This is a genomic window from Streptomyces sp. a15 (assembly GCF_059026085.1).
Genome location: NZ_JBWLKM010000022.1, coordinates 43,114 through 58,540 on the forward strand (window position 1 = coordinate 43,114; position 15,427 = coordinate 58,540).

Below are 15,427 nucleotides of genomic sequence, written 5' to 3' on the forward strand. Positions count from 1 at the left end.
TCAGACACCTGGGCGAAGCCCCGGAGAAGTACGTCTACCGGCATCGCGACTGCCTGCGTCTCACAGCAGATGGTCTCTCACTGTTGTGCTCCGGTCACCCTGCGGTCGATCCGTTCGTTGCAGATGACGTCGTAGGTGCTTCCGTTGAGGTCAACTGCGGCTCTGTCGTTGGTGTGCTTGCCGCCATGGCCGGTTCGGTGGCTGGCAGTTCGGTGGGTGGCGTCGGTTCCCGTGGCCGGTCCTGATGTGCCAGCCGTTCCTGATATCGCAAGGCGTCGAGCTCTTCTTTGAAGTTGTCGTAGTTCGGCACGGGCTGCAACGGCTCACTGCCGAGGTCGTACCGGCGCCGCATGTCAGCGAGCCGCGTCCGGCGAGCGTCACCTTCGTCTGTGTCTTCAAGTGCCTTCTCGATCTCACGGAAGAGAATGCGGGCACGATCTCGGATGACACCATCTGCGTGATCGCGCAGGAAACCCCGAACGAGCCGGGTGACGCGGTCTCGCTGCTGAGCGTCGTCCTCAACGGTCCTGGCGTCGTGCAGCAGGTCGGCAAGATGTCCCAGCAGTTGCCTGAAGTTCTCTCTAGTGGCCTCGGCAGCCTCCACGAGCACGCTGTCTCCGTCATCCGTGGTCGCGGCATCCAGCACCGACACGACTTCACGTGCGAAGCCAACCTTCTCGATGTGCTCTCCGGGAAAGACTAGGGAAAACGCCTTGACTGTTGCGTCCCAGACGTGCGGCTTCTCATCCATGGCCGTCTTGATGGTGCCCGGGGTGAGCTTAGCTGTGTTCTCGCATTCGAGGCCGATCACGTGCTCGGCGTATTGGCGGGCAGCTGCCGCGGCGACCGCGGGCGCAATGAGGTCTTCCGGCTCCTCGACGACCACACTAGGTTCGAGAGCCAGGCTGGCGTCTTTCGCCCATGAGCCGACGGAAAGGATGAAATTGGCGTTGATGAAGGACCGCCGGCCGACTGGGCTCTTGCGAAGTCGCGACGCCGCGTCGTTGCCGGACTTGTCGCTGTCCAGCAAGACCACACACGGTGGTTTGATTTCGTCCCGTCCCCGGGCCAGGAAGACCAAATAGGGAATGGCGCCTGCTGATCCAGCAGGCACGATCGTGACCTCATTGAGGTTGAGCGTCTGGCTGGGAGCCGCGCCACAGCCGCGCAGATGCGAGGAGACCCCGGCAAGCAGGACCTGGTCGGCGAGCCCTTCCACGAACAGATTGGCGCCACCGATGAACGCTGTTTCGGCAACAAAGGGGCCCAGCGAGGAGCGCAGCGGCTCGTAGTGGTTCCGACTTGCGTCGGTGACAACGCGTGTGCCTTCGTCGTGGCTGCCCTTGTCCAGTACACGGATTCGGTGCGCGGCATTGCGGTTGATGAGATAGGGCGAGTGCGTCACATAGATGACCTGTCCACCGGGTGAGGAGTCTTCCGGCTTCGCGAACTCTTCCAAGATGCGCAGGAGGTCCTGCTGGCCGACGCCGGACAGGTATGCGTCTGGTTCGTCGAGTAGCAGGATTTGCTCGCGTCCGCTCGGGCGCTGGTTGGCGCGAAGCTGAACATAGTAGGAGAGGAAGTATCGCAGGCCCCGGCTGCGTTCGGCGAAGGAGTACTCGGTCTCGGTGCGGTCCCGAATCGTGAAGGCGACTTCCCGCTCTCGCGGCGACAGAAGAAGTCGAAAGTCGCGGTCCTGTGCCCACCACTTCGGGAAGTTAAGATGTTTGGCGATGGCGTCGTTCATCCGCTGAATGATTGCGTTGACTTCTCCTTCGCGCTCGGCAGTTAGTGCGGCGTCGAGATCACGGAACGCAGCGGGATCGATTCGTGCGACATCGATCAGGAGGCTGCGTCCGAGCTCAAACTCCTTCTCGCGAGCCTGGGCGACGATGGGATCGACTGCTGGCGGCGTGAGGAAGCCGGAGATCCTGGACCATAGGGCGGGCACTTCGTTGTCAGCGACGTCGGACTTGGGAAGGGAGTCCAGAAGCCGACGGCGACCCGCGCGGTCCGGGTGACCATCGATGGTCTGTCCGGCCAGCCGACTGATCGGCATGCTCGCCGGCAAAGCGACCTCCGTCTCCAGCAGAAATACGTCCGGAAACGTAGCGCGAAGATCCTTCTCTTCTTCTGTCGTAAGATCACGGCGGGCGGTATTACGCGCCGTGAAGACGAAGGAGGCTCCGCTGCCCGAACGGACGTAGTGCAACTCGCGCGCATCGTCTCCGGAGTATCCCAGAGACTCCATCAACTCGACGTCTTCGTCCGTCTCTACCGAGAAACGTCCGGCAAAATCTGAGACGCGGCGTTCCCCGTGCTCCACCGAGTACAAATCCGAGTAGCGGCAGAAATCACGACGATCAACGGGGTCTTCGGTCAACAGCATGCTCACTGCATCAAGCAGGTGGCTCTTACCCGACTCATTGGCACCGACTACTGCAGTGACATAAGGATCGACGTCCAATCGTACGAACGGGTACCAGCCGAGGCTGGTTCGTTCCCACTCCAACGCGCTCGCCTCCCGGTGGGCCTTGCGCTCGTAGTCGAAGTTGAACGAACGGAAGAACCGGACGTAGACACGGTCCAGTTTCATCGGCCCCCCTAGGGTGACGTGTTGATCTGCGCATTCTGACACCGAAGCCCGTGAGTCGTACCCAAACAGCAGGACTGTTGAGTGCCCGCTGACCTTGTGGCTGACGACCTGCGGGAGGCGGTGGTTCCGCTGGTGCCTCCTTGTCGGCTCAGACGACGTCGGTTTCCGGGCGGTTGCCGACGGATGACCGGGCTGCGTTGCGGGGCATCGTCCACGTACCTGTGCATGAGCTGGCGGAGCACCTCGCCCCCGAATACTGCAAGGTTGGAACACTGACTCTTCGCCAGTCGGGGATGTCCTCGTGGCCGACGAGGGGGACCACGGCGCTCGGCGGGATGCCGGCCTCCTCGTGCAGTTCGCGCAGGGCGGCGTCGCGCAGGCGCTGGTCGGACGGTTCGTTGTGCCCGCCGGGCGCCAGAAGTTTCCCGGACGCCTTGTGCAGGATGTGGAGCACGTGCCGTTCACCGTTGATGACGATGGCGCTGCAGGTCACGTGGGCGGGGAAGGTCTTGCGGCTGGTGGGATCGTCCGTGCCCGCGAGTACGTCGAAGAGCATCGTCAGGGAGGCGCGCTCGTCCGGGTGGCGGGCGAGGTACGCCTCGGTGACGGTGCGGACGTGTCCGGTGGAGGGTGGCAACGAGGTCACCTTTCGAAGTGGCGGAGCCAGGTCCTGGCGATGGTGTCGCGGTCGGCCGCCGGCATCTCGTGCAGTCCGGGCTGGAGCCGCGCGTGGCTGAGTGCGGCGGTGGCGGCGAGTATCTCGGCCTGGACGAGGTGGATGTAGGTGCCGACGGCGGCGCCGTGCACGAAGTTGACGGCACCGCCGTCGGCGAGAACGTAGAAGTAGTGGCCGGTGACCTCGTACCGGGTCAACTGGGGTCCGACGGGCTGACGTTCGTAGAGGTCGTCGAGGCTGCCCAGTTCGAGTTCGTCCTCGGAGGAAGTCACCGATCCGAGGTACGCGCCGTTGCGCAGGGCGGCGAAATCCTCGTGCCGGAGGGCGAGATTGCCGGTGGCACACAGGACGAGATCCGCGTCGTGAACGGCCTCGGTGGTGGAGGCGCTGGTGTGGAAGCCGAGGGCGTGCGCCTGTACCCGCTTGACCGCGTCGTTGTCGTACACGGTGACGCGCAGGTCCTGGGCACGCAGGGTCTGCGCAATCGAGCGACCGATCTTGCCGAAGCCGATGACGCAGGCGCTGCGGCTCGTGAGGATGTCCCCGCGGGCGCGGACGAGGGCGTCGGTAGAGAACACGATGGACCGGCCGACGAGGTGGTCCTCGCAGTCCTTGAGCGGTGAGCGGGCCACGGACACGACCGGGCACGGGAGCGAGCCGAGGCCCGCGTACCGCTGGTGTCCGTTCTCGGTGTCTTCGACGACGCCGAGGATGCGGCCGGAGAACTTGTCCACGAGGGTGTCGAGGCTGGCTGCGAAATAGCCGCCGATGTCGACCAGGACGACGTCCTGGCCGCCGGCCGTGTCCTCCAGGTAGTGCAGGGCCTGGGTCTCGTCGGTGAACCGCTCGCGGCTCAGGTCGTGGACCGGCAGGGTGCGGCGGACGGTGTCGAGGGTCGGCTGGTGGATTGACCGGGGCTTGGGGAGAACAGCGCCGATCGTGGACACCGCGGTCATGGCGCGCAAGAACGCAGGTCGTTCCTGGAGCAGGTGCGTGATGACCAACGTCGTGATCGCCTGGCCAGCGGGGAACTGCGCGGTGATCCTTCGGAAGAAGGCGTCCAGCCGCGCTCGCTCGGGGGTCTCCATGAGCACTCCTCTCGTGATCCGATTGGTGCGCCTAGGCGGCACGGCTGTAGTCCGGCACCGGGGAGGCCAGCGCCTGCATGTGGGCGCGCAATCCGCTGTGGAGGTCGACGCGCGGCTGCCAGCCGAGGACCTCTCCCGCACGGCCGGGGTCGGCACGCGTGAGGAGGACGTCCCCGTTGCGCACGTGGTCCTGGTGGAGCTGGATCTCGCGGCCGGTGAGGCTGTTGGCGATGTTGATCACGTCCAGCAGGGACGCGTTCGAGCCACCGCCGACGTTGATGGTGCCGTGCGCGTTCGGGACGGTGCCGGCGGCGATCGTGGCGGCGACCACGTCGTCGATGTAGGTGAAGTCGCGGCGCTGGTGGCCGTCTCCGTAAAGGCGCAGGGGTTGTCCGGTCAGGGCGGCGTACAGGGCGCGGTGGGTGAACATGTCGGCACGCTGCCGGGGGCCGTAGACGGTGAAGTACCGCAGGGCGACCACGCTGGGGCCGACGGGGCGCTCGGCGTAGGCGAGACAGAGCTGCTCCTCGGCCAGCTTGGTCACGGCGTACGGGGAGGCGGGGTTGGGGCGGTCGGTCTCGCGACTCGCGTCGCCGTCGGTCGGGCCGTAGACGCTGGAGGAGGAGGCTACGACTAGCCGGGATACGCCGATCCGGGTGGAGGCTTCGAGGACGCGGTGGGTGGCCAGCACGTTGGACGCGAGGTAGTCGCCGAACTGCGGTCCCCACGAGGGCCGTACGCCGGGGATGCCGGCGAGGTGGAAGACGGTGTCGGCGTCGATCAGGATCGGGTCGATCGCGCAGTGGAGGAGGTCGGCCGTGACGTGGTGGTATCCCGGGCGACCCCGCAGCGCGGCGAGGTTGGCGGCGGCCGTCGGGTCGGTGGACGGGTCTCGGCGGTCCACGCCGATCACGGTGGTGCCGGCCTGGACGAGGGCGTGGGCGAGGTGGGAGCCGATGAATCCGGCGGAGCCGGTCACCACGGCCCGTCGGGGGGAAGCGTTGGTCGGGGGCTGCTCGTGCTGTGGCACGGAGATCTCCAGAGTGGTGTCGTCTAAGGAGCTGGTCAGGGGAGCCGCGACAGGACGGTTCTGCCGTGCGCGCTGAGCGCGGCGTCGTTCTCCTGGTGGCCCTTGACCAGGGCTGTGGCCGCCTCGATGGCGCCGAAGGACTCCAGGAGGCGTCGTTCGAGGTCGTTGGGTGAGCGTCCGTAGCCGTCGAAGAAGGCGGTGCGGAGGTGGGGGGCGGCCTGCCAGCGTCGGAATTCGAGCCGGGCGAAGTCGCGGACCCTGGCGTCGCGTCGCATGTGCTCGAAGTCGTAGATGCCGAAGGTGTCGCCGAGCAGCCAGTTGCGCGGCTGGTAGTCGAGGTGGCAGATCGCGCTGTCCATGTGGCTGGTGCCCAGGATGACCGCGTGGTGCTTCAGCAGGTTCTCCTCGGCCGCGTCGAGCAGATCGGCGTGGACGGCCCGGTCGATCCACCCCTGGAACCGCTCGGCGAGTGAGGCGCCGACGGCACCGCCCTGGGGCATAGCCGTGGCTCGGTGCAGCTTGCCCAGCACGTGCCCGGCCTCGTGGTGGGCCAGCTCCTCCTCCGGCGAGCCCGGAGCGAAGGCGTCCGCCCGGTCACCTGCGAGTGCGGTGAGCAGCAGGGTGCGGGTGGCATCATCCCGGCCGACCAACACCGGTGCATGGCCGGTCAGATGGGTGACCCACGCCCCGTAGGCGTGGAGTTCTCCGGCGTACCGGTCTCGCTCCGCGTGCTGCTTCGCGATGTACTGACGCCCGTCACCGGCCACCAGGCGTACGACGCGGGGCGGGAGCGCGGGGTCCGCAGCGATGTCGACTGTGCCGAGGAGGAGGTGCGCCAGTTGTATCCGGGGGTCGCGCGAGGTCGCGATCACGGGGTCGGCTCCGGCGTGAGGAGGCTGAGGTGCTCGGTGTCGTTGTGCCGGTCGAGCATCCAGCGGGTCTGGCCCAGGCGGTTGCGGTGGTGCTGCCAGCGGGTGATCGAGGCGTGGTTGTGGGTGAATCCGGCGGGCGAGCCGATCGGGATGCCGAGCAGCAGGGTGTGTGCGGTGATCACCGTCTCCCCGTGGGCGGCGAAGACGACGCGCTTGCCGTGGTTCTCCTCGATGAGCTGGCTCAGGTTCCTGCTGGCGCGCTTCAGGAACCCGTTCCAGGTGTCGGAGCCGTTGGCCCAGGGCGTGTCGGGGTGGGCGTGCGGCCCGCCGTCGGCGGCCGTCTTCACCGCGTCCCAGGGCTGGCCGTCGGCGTCGCCGTGGACCGGGCCGTCGAGTCGCTCGTCGTGGAGCACGGGGATCTGGAGCGTCTGGGCGATGATCTCGCCGGTCTGGACGAGGCGGATCCGCGGGCCGGTGTAGATGACGTCGAAGGGCTTCTTCAGGTGCTCGGTGGCCAGGCGGCGTGCGGCCTGTTCGGCTTGGGCGCACCCGAGGTCGGTCAGGCCGGTGCAGGTGCGCGGGCCCCCGACCAGGCCGTCGGCGTTGCACTGGGCCTGGCCGTGCCGGACGAAGACGAGTTCGGTGGTGATCATGAGGCTCCTCGGTGCGTGAAACGGAGGGGCAGGCTGTAGTGGTAGCCGTTGCGGCCGACGTACGGGGCGGTGAGCACGGCGTGCAGGCCCAGGAAGCTGTCGAGCTGAGCCCGGTCCGTCGTGCCCAGCCGGGCGTCGTAGCGTCGGGCTGCCGAGTTGTACGCGAGCAGGGCGGTAGTGACGGCTTGGTCCGTGAGCGGCCCGTAGGTCAGGTGGAGCGTCGCGACGAGCTTGGCGAGGTCGTAGCCCAGCGGGGCGAGGGACAGGTCGTCGGTGTCGACGGCGACGATGTCTTGTGCGGTGATGATGAAGTTCCGCGGGTTGCTGTCCTTGTAGAAGGCGCACGGGCCCTCGGCGGTCGCCTGCAGCAGGCCGAGCATCGCGTGCAGGGCCGTCTTGTTGGGCAGGTAGCCCTGCTCGTGGCGTCGCCGTAGAGCGACCTCCCGGGGACCGAGGTAGTCGTCGAACTGCGTGCCGTCCTCGAAGTGGTGCGGGGTGTCCAGCGACGCGGAGTGCAGGTCGCTGGCCCAGGCGGCACCGTGGGCGTGGCCGAGCAGTTCCGCCACGCGCGGGAGGTCCTCGGGACGTACGGGGCGGCCCTCGATCCGTTCGAACGTCAGGAACCGCGGTCCGGCAGTGTGGAGGGCCGGCTGCCGCAGCGGCTTGGCGTGCGCGGTGAGCCACCGGTAGTGGCACACCGCCCCCGCCGCGCGCTCCGGTTCCGCGTAGTGCTTGGTGAACGAGGCGGGGCTCATGCCGGCTCTCCTCCCTCCTTCGGCTGGGCGACGACGAAGGTGATCCGGGACCGGGTGGTCAGCGGCTGGTCGGGAAGGAACTCGTGCAGGGTCGCCGCCAGGGCACCGGGGTTGCCGTACAGGCCGGGCGCCAGGTCGTACTTGGGGTTGGTGGCCAGGTACTGCGCCGTGTGGTCGTGGCCGTCGAAGGTGAAGACGTGCTCCTCGTCCAGGACGGCGATCACGTCGAGCGAGGAGGCGGCCACGTCGGCGAGGTTGCCGCTGTGGGCTGCGGTGTAGAGGCTCTCGTGCTGGGCGGCACGCAGATCGAGGCCGGCGGCGGCGACCAGCTGGTCCATCTCCCGGTAGCTGTCGAGGCCCTTGGTGACGAGCACGGCCACACCACCGGGGGCGAGGACCCTGGCGATCTGTCCGACGACGTCCTGGGGGCGCGGCGAGTGGTAAAGGCAGAACGCCGCGACGACGATGTCGCTCGACCCGTCGGGCAGAGGGAGGTCGTGGAAGTCGCCTTCGACGAAGTCCACCGTGCTGTCGGGCAGGTCCTTGGCGCGCTCACGGGCCTGGGCGAGCAGGGAGGGGGCGGCGTCCAGCCCCACGAGGCGCTCGGGCCGGAGCTGCTCGGCGATGACGCGGCTGCTCGTGCCACGACCGCAGCCGATGTCGAGCACCACGCCGAGCCGGTCGGGCCGGGCGTGATGGGTCTGCACCAGGCTGACGATCGTCTCGGGCACCGGGTGGCCGGCGGTCTTGGCGCGCATCAGAGCGCTGGTGCGCCCGGCCAGCCGAGAGGCGTGTCCGTACAGCTCCGACTGTCGGGCGGGGTCCAGGAACGGATTGGGCTCGTTCATGCCGCACCCCCTGGCCGGGGGCGCGGGCCGGTCAGGACTGCTCGGCGGCGACCTTCCGCAGCCAGCGGCGCGTCTGACGCCGGTTGGCCAGCAGCACCACGTCGGTGCCGGAGCCGAACTCCTCGATCTTCGCCATCACGCGGGGCCGCATCTTGCGCCGGTACCTGGCGACGTACTTGATCACGCCCCAGTGGATGCGGTTGTGTACTCCGTTGCCCTTGTGCCCGGCCCCGTGCCTGATCTGCCGGGAGAAGATCCCGTACAGCGCCGCCACGGTCGACACGTCCATCAGGACCACCGTGTCGCAGGCTTCGAGCCGTACCTGCAGCGTCGAGTTGTAGTTGCCGTCGATCACCCACCGCGGCTGCGCGACCAGCTCGCGCTGGACGTCGGTGAACTTGTCCATCGGCAACGCGTTCCACTCGTCGTCGTAGAACGCGGCGTCCAGGTGTGTCACCGGGGCGTCGAGGATCCTGCCCAGTTCGCGGGCCACGTGGGATTTGCCGCTGCCTCCGCAGCCGACGATGGCGACCTTCTTCATGGTGCTCCAGCGTAGAGAGGTTCGGGTGTCCGGCGAGCCCATCCTCCGGGACGCGCCCGGAGGATCCGCGCGCCGTGGTCGATCGAGCGGTCTGCATCAGGCAACCCCCCGCTCCGTCGCGGTGGCCTGGACGAGGCTGTGCAGGACGGACTCCAGGGTGTTGACCTGCTTGCACAGGCCGAAGAGACGCAGCCGGTCCACGCACGCGGCGATCAGGGCGGCGTGCTGCTCGGTGCCGGCGATCTCGCGCAGGTAGGAGAGGCGTTCGAGCACGTCGCTGCCGGAGCGCACGACCAGCTCCTTCGGGACGAACCGGTCGGCGAAGCGGATGTCCCCCGGGGCCAGCGGCAGGCAGCCGGCGAGCACGGCCTCGAAGATGCGCTGGGTCATCTGCCCGACGGCGGCGTACCGCTCGGGCAGCATGAGCACCGTGGCCAGGGACCGGCCGTAGACGCCAGCGGCGTCCTCGAACGGGATCCGGCCCGCGAACCGGACGTGCGGCCAGCGGCCGGTCTCGGTCCACTTCCCTGCGACCAGGTGCTCGACGCGGGCGGCTGCCGGGGCGAAGAAGCGGTCGAAGGACTCGTCGCGGTCGTACTGGTTGCCCACGTAGCCGAGCGCGAGGTCCCGGGGCCGCGCCTCCAGGGCGAGGGCATCGGCCTGGGCGAGGAGGTCCTCTGCGACGGGGAAGAGCAGCGAGTGCGCTCCGGGGGTTGGCGCGAGCGCGGCCTCGCAGACGCGGGTGTGGGCTGTACGGCGCCACACGCTCTCGGCGCGCAGGGTGCGGTCCTTGTCCCAGATGACGGTGGGCGTCCGGTGCCGGGCCGTGTAGTGGTTGATGAGCTGGGCCTGCCGGTGGAGGTCGCAGGTGTGCCCCTCGCTGCCGCACACGGTGGTGTTACGGCCGGGGATCGCCCAGCGCCACTCCAGAAACAGAGCGTCGATGCCGGGCAGGCCGTCGTCGAAGGTGTACGCGCCGCCGAGGTCGTCATCGGCTTCGAGGCGGTCACGGTCGGGCTGGAGGAAGACGATCTCGTGACCGCGGGCAAGGAGGGCGTCGATGAAGGGGCGGCGGTGGCTGCGGCCTCCGTCGGGGGTGTCGGTGACGCCGTTGCCGAGGAAGCCCCAGAAGCTGTATCCGATCTTCATTTGGTGATCCACCGCCCTTCGAGGAGCAGGGCGTCGAGGCCGGAGTTGGCCAGGCAGTCCAGGGCCATCTCGGGTGTCCCGCAGATCGGCTTGCCCTTCACGTTGAGGGAGGTGTTGATCAGCACGGGGATGCCGGTTCGGCGGCCGAAGGCGGTCAGCACCGCGTGCATGAACGGGTTCTGCGACCGGGTGACGGTCTGCAGGCGGGAGGTGCCGTTGGCGTGCACGATGGCCGGCACCCGCTCGTGCGTCAGGTCCGTCACCCCGGAGGCCATGGACATGTACGGGGCCGGCTGGCCGAGGGTGAAGAACTCGGCTGCGCGCTCGGCCGGGACCATGGGGGCGAAGGGCCGGAACGGTTCGCGGAACTTCACGGTGGCGTTGAGCCGCTCGACGACGCCGGGCTCCAGCGGGGAGGCGAGGATCGAGCGGTTACCCAGGGCACGCGGCCCGGCTTCGACCCCTCCCTGGAAGAGTCCGGCGATCACGCCGTGGGCGAGCTGGTCGGCGAGGAACTCGGCGGTCTCGATGCCGAGGGTCTTCTGGTGGAGGCCGGGCCAGGGGGTCAGGTCGAGGGGCTGGTCCTCGTAGGAGGGGCCCAGGTAACAGTGGCGGGCGATGCCGGCGACCGGGCGAGGCGTGCGCGCGTCGACGTGGACGGCGAGCGCGGCCCCGATCGCGGTTCCGGCGTCGCCCGGTGCCGGCGGGACGAACACCTCGTCGAAGATGCTGGCTTCGATGATCTTCCCGATGCTCACGCAGTTCGTTGCGACGCCGCCGCCCACGCACAGGCGCCGGGAGCCGGTGAGCACACGGGCGCGGCGGGCAAGGTGAACCATCACCTGCTCGGTCCGCTCCTGAAGGGCAGCCGCCAGGTCTCGGTGGACGTCGGTGAGCGGCTCGCTCGGGTGCCGCTCGGGGCAGGTCTCGGCGACGAACCGCCGGGATGTTCTCGGGTATCCCGAGGTGAGGGTGCGCGTCGGGAAGTAGCCGGGGTGGATGCGAAACCCCGTGGCCGTCGTGCGGACGGCCGTGGTGAACAGGTGCCGGAAGCGGGCTGGGTCGCCGAGGGCGGCCAGCGCCATGACGGTGCCTTCCTCGTCGCCCCGCCGCCAGCCCAAGTGCTCGGTGACGGCGCCGTACACGTAGCCGAGGGAGGCCGGGTCGTTAATCGCTTCCAGGGTGTGGACGCGGGGGTGCTGAACGCCGTGGCCGTGAGCGATCGTGGTGGTCTGCCGCTCGCCGAGGCTGTCGACGACGAGTACGGCCGCTTCGTCCCAGCCGGAGGCGGCGTAGGCCGTGAGCTGGTGGGCTCGGTGGTGCAGGACCGATGTGACGCGGGCCGAGGGGAACTGGCTGCCGAGGACGCGCAGCCGCCGCCGGGTGCGCAGGGCGACCTTGGCGAACCCGTGGGCGCGAGCCAGGCTGCGGCCGCGCGTGGCCGACGAGAGCGCCATGCGCAGGGCGACGGGCGACTCGGCGAGGTAGCGGACGGGCTGGAAGTTGTAAGCGACGGCGTCCACGTCGCTGGCGCTCAGCTTGGCCTGGTCGAGGAGCCAGCCCACGGCGCGAGCCGGGTAGAGCTTGGTGTGCTTCTGCTCGGAGAGGCGTTCCTCCTCGACGAAGCCGACGAGTTCACCGTCGACGAGAAGAGCGGCCGAGGAGTCGTGGGTGTACGAGCACAGGCCGAGGACGACGGAGGGGGTGCGCTTCATGGCGGCGGTCACCTTGCCCCTGCCGTCGCGGCGCGATTGGTCGAGCGCCGCTCCAGCTCTCCGTACCAGGCGGTGAGGGCTTGGCCGAGGGGCCCGTCGATCGTGTCGGCCGCCCGCCACGCCTGCCCGCGCTTGCCGTCCTTCCACAGCCGGTAGCTGCGCAGCGTCTCGGCCATCGCGTCCCAGCCGGGGTGGCCGGTCACGTCACGGGCCTCGACCTGGTCGAGCAGGCCGCCGAAGCCGTTCCAGGGTGTTCGCAGGTCGGGCATGATCTCGCTCGCCGGGAGCGAGGTGAGCATGTCGGCCTGCTCGATGTGCTCGTCGTAGATGTGCAGCGAGCCGATGTGCAGGTGAAACTCCCCGAGTTCGGCGTCGAGCCATCCGGCGACCAGCTCGTGCAGCACGGTGTAGAAGAACACGTCGTACGGCATGCCGATCCATACGTCCTGGCCGCGCATCATGGTCGCCATGTGCAGGCGGCCGGCGCGCAGGTGAAACCGGAACCCAAGGGTGCACGGCACGTCCTTGTGCCCTGCGGCGTCCTGGGCCGGGTCGTAGAGCTGGATCAGGGCTCGCCGGGAGTCGGGGTCGGCTTGGAGGATCTCGACGACGCGGGCGAGCTGGTCGACCTTGCCGGCCCAGTTCCGCATCCTGGGGCCGTACGCCCCCAGGAGGACGCCTTCGTCGGCGAACTGCCGCAGCCGGTTGTTGTAGTCGAAGATCCACGGGGCGTCGGAGCCGGACAGGTGCCAGACCGTCTCGGCGACGGCGAACGCCGGATTCACGATGCGGGCGGGCGGGGCGTAGAGCAGGCGGGCACGCGGCTGGGTGAGCAGCAGGTGCACATCGCGGACTTCGTGGGTGGCCATGCCCCGGGGGCTGATCTTCTCGCCGGACTTCGCCAGCGTGACGGCGCCGGAGAACAGCTCGGCGATGCTGTCGGCCGTGAGGGATGTCATCGGACGGATGCTCCTTCGTCCTTGGGCGACGCAGTGGCGCCCGGATGGTGGTGGGTGGAGTCGTCGGCCCTCGGGCCGGAGGTGGCGCGGTCGGTGATGAGCCGGGCGATCCGAGTGGCGCTGTCGCCGCGCCACCGGCAGACCGCGTCCAAGGCCGCCCGCGGGATCGGCGCAGGGCCCGCGCGCAAGCCGGAGAGTGCTTCGGCGACCTCACCGGCGGCCTCGCACCGGGTCGCCAGTCCGTGACTGGTCAGGCCCAGGGTGCGTTCGCCCGGCGGGCCGATTTCGAGGACCGGGATGCCGAGCAGCGCGGCTTCGATCCCGCACGTCGAGTACGCGCTCGCCAGGATGTCCGCGCCAGCGACGCAGCCTCGGGCTCCGACTCGGGGATCGACCACCGCGATGGGCGGCCCGGCGTCCCGCTTCACCAGAGCGGTGAAGGCGTCGGCTCCCTGCGCCGGGTGTGGAGCGATGACGAGCCCCCAGTCGCCGTCCGCCTCGGCGAGCCCGTCCAGGAGGAGGTCCGCGTGGGACTTGAGGTGATCGGGGTTGAAGGGCTGGCAGGCCCACACCGCGATCCGGGTCGGCGCGCGTCGGCCCCCCGGAGCGAGCAGGTTCTCCAGGTACCGCCGTTGTGTCTGGCGGCTCAGGCTGGTGAGGACGTCGAAGCGGGGCTGCCCGAGGACGTGCACCTCGGCCTCGGGGTGGCGCGCCCACTCTCGGCCCAGGGCAAGGTCCCGCTCGCCCATGACGATGATGTCGCGGCTGTGCAGGGCCGGCCAGGCGACCGATTCCGGCGTCCACGCCCCGTGCTGGACGTGCACCGAGTTCGCTCCGTGCCGCTCGGCGGCGTGCGCGGCCAGCACGCCCAGTGGGCTGGTGTCGTTGCTCAGCAGGACGGTGTGCGGCCGGGTGGTCGACAGGATGTCGTCGAGCCAGCTCTCCGCCCGCACCACCGTCCGCCACGACGGTTGGGTGCAGCCCCCGCTGGTCTCCAAGAGAACGGACAAGAGCTCTACGAGCCGGGCAAGTTGGATGCCGTGGCCTTCCACTTGGACGACGTGCTCGTCGTCGGGGCGGTGGAGGCCCTCGGCGGTGCCGGAGACGGTGAAGAGGTCGCTCGGAGCCGCTCGCAGCTCGAAACCCATTGCCGGTCCCGAGCTGCATCGCTCGGCGGCATCAGTGGCGAGGTCGAGCAGGAGGCTCCTCTGCCCGCCCCGCGCCAGCTCGGCGAGAACGGGGGGCAGCGTGGCGGCATGGCGGGAGGTCCACGACAGCGCCAGAACGTCCTGCCGTCCGAGATCCGAGGGGAGCGGACTCGGCTCCGTGTTCGCCGTACTCGTCCGGGCGCGGTTTCGGAGCTGGGCGGAGCGGGTCGGGTTGTGCGGTGCCGCAGCACCGAGCACGTACGCGACGCCGGACCATGTCACGGTGTAGGCCAGGTACTCCCGCGAGCTGCTCGAACGCAGTCCCACGAGACCTTCGTAGGGGGCCAGGATCAGGGGCCCTGGGGCGGAGGCGAACGGTACCCAGCAGTTCAGGGCCAGGAGCTTGCGCACGATCTCGGCGACGAAGCGTCGCACGGGGACGTGCTGAACGTGGAGCCAGTCGGCTCCGCCCGGGGTGGCAGCCCACTTGGCGCTGTAGCGGTCGACGGCCTCCACGACGTCTTCGACGCCGGAGCGCAGTAACTGCTTGTCGACGGCCGTCGCATCAAGCTCCGTCGTGTGGATGTGGTCGGTTCGCGCGTGCGCCAGGGCGCCGGTTCCGACGAGAGTCCACGTCGGCTTCCCGACGTTGGAGGAGCGGACCAGGCCGAGGCCACCAGTGGTGCGGGGGCTCACACCGTGCTCCCCTCGACGAGCTGCTTGGCGGGGAGGAGGCTCAGTAGTTCCCTGGGGGACGAGACCGTCTCCGGGGCGGGAGCCGTCGGCTGCCCGTAGCCCCACCCAGCGTGCACATAAGGGACGCCGGCGCGTGCGGCCGACTCCTGGTCGACCGCCATGTCACCCACGTAGACGGCAGAGGCGGGGTCGACTCCCAGGTCGACCAGTGCCAGGAGGAGCGGGTCCGGGGCCGGCTTCGTTCGGCCCGCGCCGGCGGGCGTGCGGATGGTCGCGAAGGGACACCCGAGGCGCGCGAGGAGCGGGGCCGCCCGGTCGACGTGCTTGGACGTCACGACGCCCAGCCGCCAGTCGGCGGCCACGAAGGCGTGGAGCGTCTCGACGATGCCGACGAACTCCTCCGCGAGGTGCGCGGTGGCCACGGACTCCGCCTCGTACGTCCTACGGACCGCCTCGGCATCGGTCACGCCCAGGCGCTCCATGATGTCCCCGAACTCGCGACCCAGGTGGCGCTCGTAGTCACGGAACGGGAGCGCGACGCCATGGACCTCCTGGACCCTCTGCCACGCCCTCCGCATCACGGGACGCGTGTCGAGGAGGACCCCGTCGAGGTCGAGGAGAAGAGCGCGCGACCCGTGGTCGCTCGGCGCGGCCGGGGCGGGTGGCGATCCGCAAGCGGGAACGGTCATGATCATCCTCTC

The 15,427-nt window shown here is 69.2% G+C and carries 14 protein-coding genes; all 14 read right to left on the reverse strand.

Annotation, left to right across the window (positions count from 1 at the left end):
* Positions 1 to 94: 94 nt before the first annotated feature.
* The 14 genes from AC5P09_RS23150 to AC5P09_RS23215 all read right to left on the reverse strand — a co-directional run bounded on the left by AC5P09_RS23150 (position 95) and on the right by AC5P09_RS23215 (position 15,415).
* On the reverse strand, positions 95 to 2,596 hold the full coding sequence (locus AC5P09_RS23150) for an AAA family ATPase (RefSeq protein WP_493875701.1): 2,502 nt from the start codon (positions 2,594 to 2,596) through the stop codon (positions 95 to 97).
* Between the two features lie 148 nt (positions 2,597 to 2,744).
* Positions 2,745 to 3,242 carry an NUDIX domain-containing protein gene (locus AC5P09_RS23155; protein ID WP_493875702.1) on the reverse strand — a complete coding sequence of 166 codons (498 nt, stop codon included), beginning with the start codon at positions 3,240 to 3,242 and terminating at the stop codon, positions 2,745 to 2,747.
* Positions 3,239 to 4,360 (reverse strand): adenosylhomocysteinase, encoded by a 1,122-nt coding sequence (locus tag AC5P09_RS23160; RefSeq protein ID WP_493875703.1) that lies wholly within the window; start codon positions 4,358 to 4,360, stop codon positions 3,239 to 3,241. Before AC5P09_RS23160 ends, AC5P09_RS23155 begins: the two co-directional genes overlap by 4 nt.
* Positions 4,361 to 4,391: 31 nt before the next feature.
* On the reverse strand, positions 4,392 to 5,390 hold the full coding sequence (locus tag AC5P09_RS23165) for an NAD-dependent epimerase/dehydratase family protein (protein WP_493875704.1): 999 nt from the start codon (positions 5,388 to 5,390) through the stop codon (positions 4,392 to 4,394).
* 35 nt (positions 5,391 to 5,425) lie between these two features.
* Positions 5,426 to 6,262: an aminoglycoside phosphotransferase/kinase family protein gene (locus tag AC5P09_RS23170; protein ID WP_493875705.1), complete on the reverse strand. Its 837-nt coding sequence runs from the start codon at positions 6,260 to 6,262 to the stop codon at positions 5,426 to 5,428.
* Positions 6,259 to 6,915: a histidine phosphatase family protein gene (locus AC5P09_RS23175; protein WP_493875706.1), complete on the reverse strand. Its 657-nt coding sequence runs from the start codon at positions 6,913 to 6,915 to the stop codon at positions 6,259 to 6,261. The genes AC5P09_RS23170 and AC5P09_RS23175 overlap by 4 nt, the downstream gene beginning before the upstream one ends.
* Positions 6,912 to 7,670: a phosphotransferase gene (locus tag AC5P09_RS23180; protein ID WP_493875707.1), complete on the reverse strand. Its 759-nt coding sequence runs from the start codon at positions 7,668 to 7,670 to the stop codon at positions 6,912 to 6,914. The genes AC5P09_RS23175 and AC5P09_RS23180 overlap by 4 nt, the downstream gene beginning before the upstream one ends.
* On the reverse strand, positions 7,667 to 8,518 hold the full coding sequence (locus tag AC5P09_RS23185) for a class I SAM-dependent methyltransferase (protein WP_493875708.1): 852 nt from the start codon (positions 8,516 to 8,518) through the stop codon (positions 7,667 to 7,669). The genes AC5P09_RS23180 and AC5P09_RS23185 overlap by 4 nt, the downstream gene beginning before the upstream one ends.
* Positions 8,519 to 8,549: 31 nt before the next feature.
* Entirely contained in the window at positions 8,550 to 9,059 is a 510-nt protein-coding gene (locus AC5P09_RS23190; protein WP_493875709.1) for a P-loop NTPase family protein, read from the reverse strand.
* A gap of 96 nt (positions 9,060 to 9,155) precedes the next feature.
* The gene (locus tag AC5P09_RS23195) at positions 9,156 to 10,208 is read right to left on the reverse strand and encodes a glycosyltransferase family protein (protein ID WP_493875710.1); all 1,053 of its coding nucleotides are present in this window, start codon (positions 10,206 to 10,208) and stop codon (positions 9,156 to 9,158) included.
* Positions 10,205 to 11,923, reverse strand: a complete 1,719-nt coding sequence (locus AC5P09_RS23200) for a carbamoyltransferase family protein (protein WP_493875711.1) — start codon at positions 11,921 to 11,923, stop codon at positions 10,205 to 10,207. Before AC5P09_RS23200 ends, AC5P09_RS23195 begins: the two co-directional genes overlap by 4 nt.
* A gap of 8 nt (positions 11,924 to 11,931) precedes the next feature.
* Positions 11,932 to 12,882: a thymidylate synthase gene (locus AC5P09_RS23205; RefSeq protein WP_493875712.1), complete on the reverse strand. Its 951-nt coding sequence runs from the start codon at positions 12,880 to 12,882 to the stop codon at positions 11,932 to 11,934.
* The gene (locus AC5P09_RS23210) at positions 12,879 to 14,726 is read right to left on the reverse strand and encodes a hypothetical protein (protein WP_493875713.1); all 1,848 of its coding nucleotides are present in this window, start codon (positions 14,724 to 14,726) and stop codon (positions 12,879 to 12,881) included. The genes AC5P09_RS23205 and AC5P09_RS23210 overlap by 4 nt, the downstream gene beginning before the upstream one ends.
* Entirely contained in the window at positions 14,723 to 15,415 is a 693-nt protein-coding gene (locus AC5P09_RS23215) for an HAD family hydrolase (protein ID WP_493875714.1), read from the reverse strand. Before AC5P09_RS23215 ends, AC5P09_RS23210 begins: the two co-directional genes overlap by 4 nt.
* Positions 15,416 to 15,427: the final 12 nt, after the last annotated feature.

Excerpts from the sequence above, each read along its gene's own strand:
- AC5P09_RS23160 (WP_493875703.1), bottom strand. The coding sequence starts at position 4,360 with ATGGAGACCCCCGAGCGAGCGCGGCTGGACGCCTTCTTCCGAAGGATC.
- AC5P09_RS23190 (WP_493875709.1), bottom strand. The coding sequence starts at position 9,059 with ATGAAGAAGGTCGCCATCGTCGGCTGCGGAGGCAGCGGCAAATCCCAC.
- AC5P09_RS23150 (WP_493875701.1), bottom strand. The coding sequence starts at position 2,596 with ATGAAACTGGACCGTGTCTACGTCCGGTTCTTCCGTTCGTTCAACTTC.
- AC5P09_RS23200 (WP_493875711.1), bottom strand. The coding sequence starts at position 11,923 with ATGAAGCGCACCCCCTCCGTCGTCCTCGGCCTGTGCTCGTACACCCAC.
- AC5P09_RS23195 (WP_493875710.1), bottom strand. The coding sequence starts at position 10,208 with ATGAAGATCGGATACAGCTTCTGGGGCTTCCTCGGCAACGGCGTCACC.
- AC5P09_RS23180 (WP_493875707.1), bottom strand. The coding sequence starts at position 7,670 with ATGAGCCCCGCCTCGTTCACCAAGCACTACGCGGAACCGGAGCGCGCG.
- AC5P09_RS23215 (WP_493875714.1), bottom strand. The coding sequence starts at position 15,415 with ATGACCGTTCCCGCTTGCGGATCGCCACCCGCCCCGGCCGCGCCGAGC.
- AC5P09_RS23185 (WP_493875708.1), bottom strand. The coding sequence starts at position 8,518 with ATGAACGAGCCCAATCCGTTCCTGGACCCCGCCCGACAGTCGGAGCTG.
- AC5P09_RS23175 (WP_493875706.1), bottom strand. The coding sequence starts at position 6,915 with ATGATCACCACCGAACTCGTCTTCGTCCGGCACGGCCAGGCCCAGTGC.
- AC5P09_RS23205 (WP_493875712.1), bottom strand. The coding sequence starts at position 12,882 with ATGACATCCCTCACGGCCGACAGCATCGCCGAGCTGTTCTCCGGCGCC.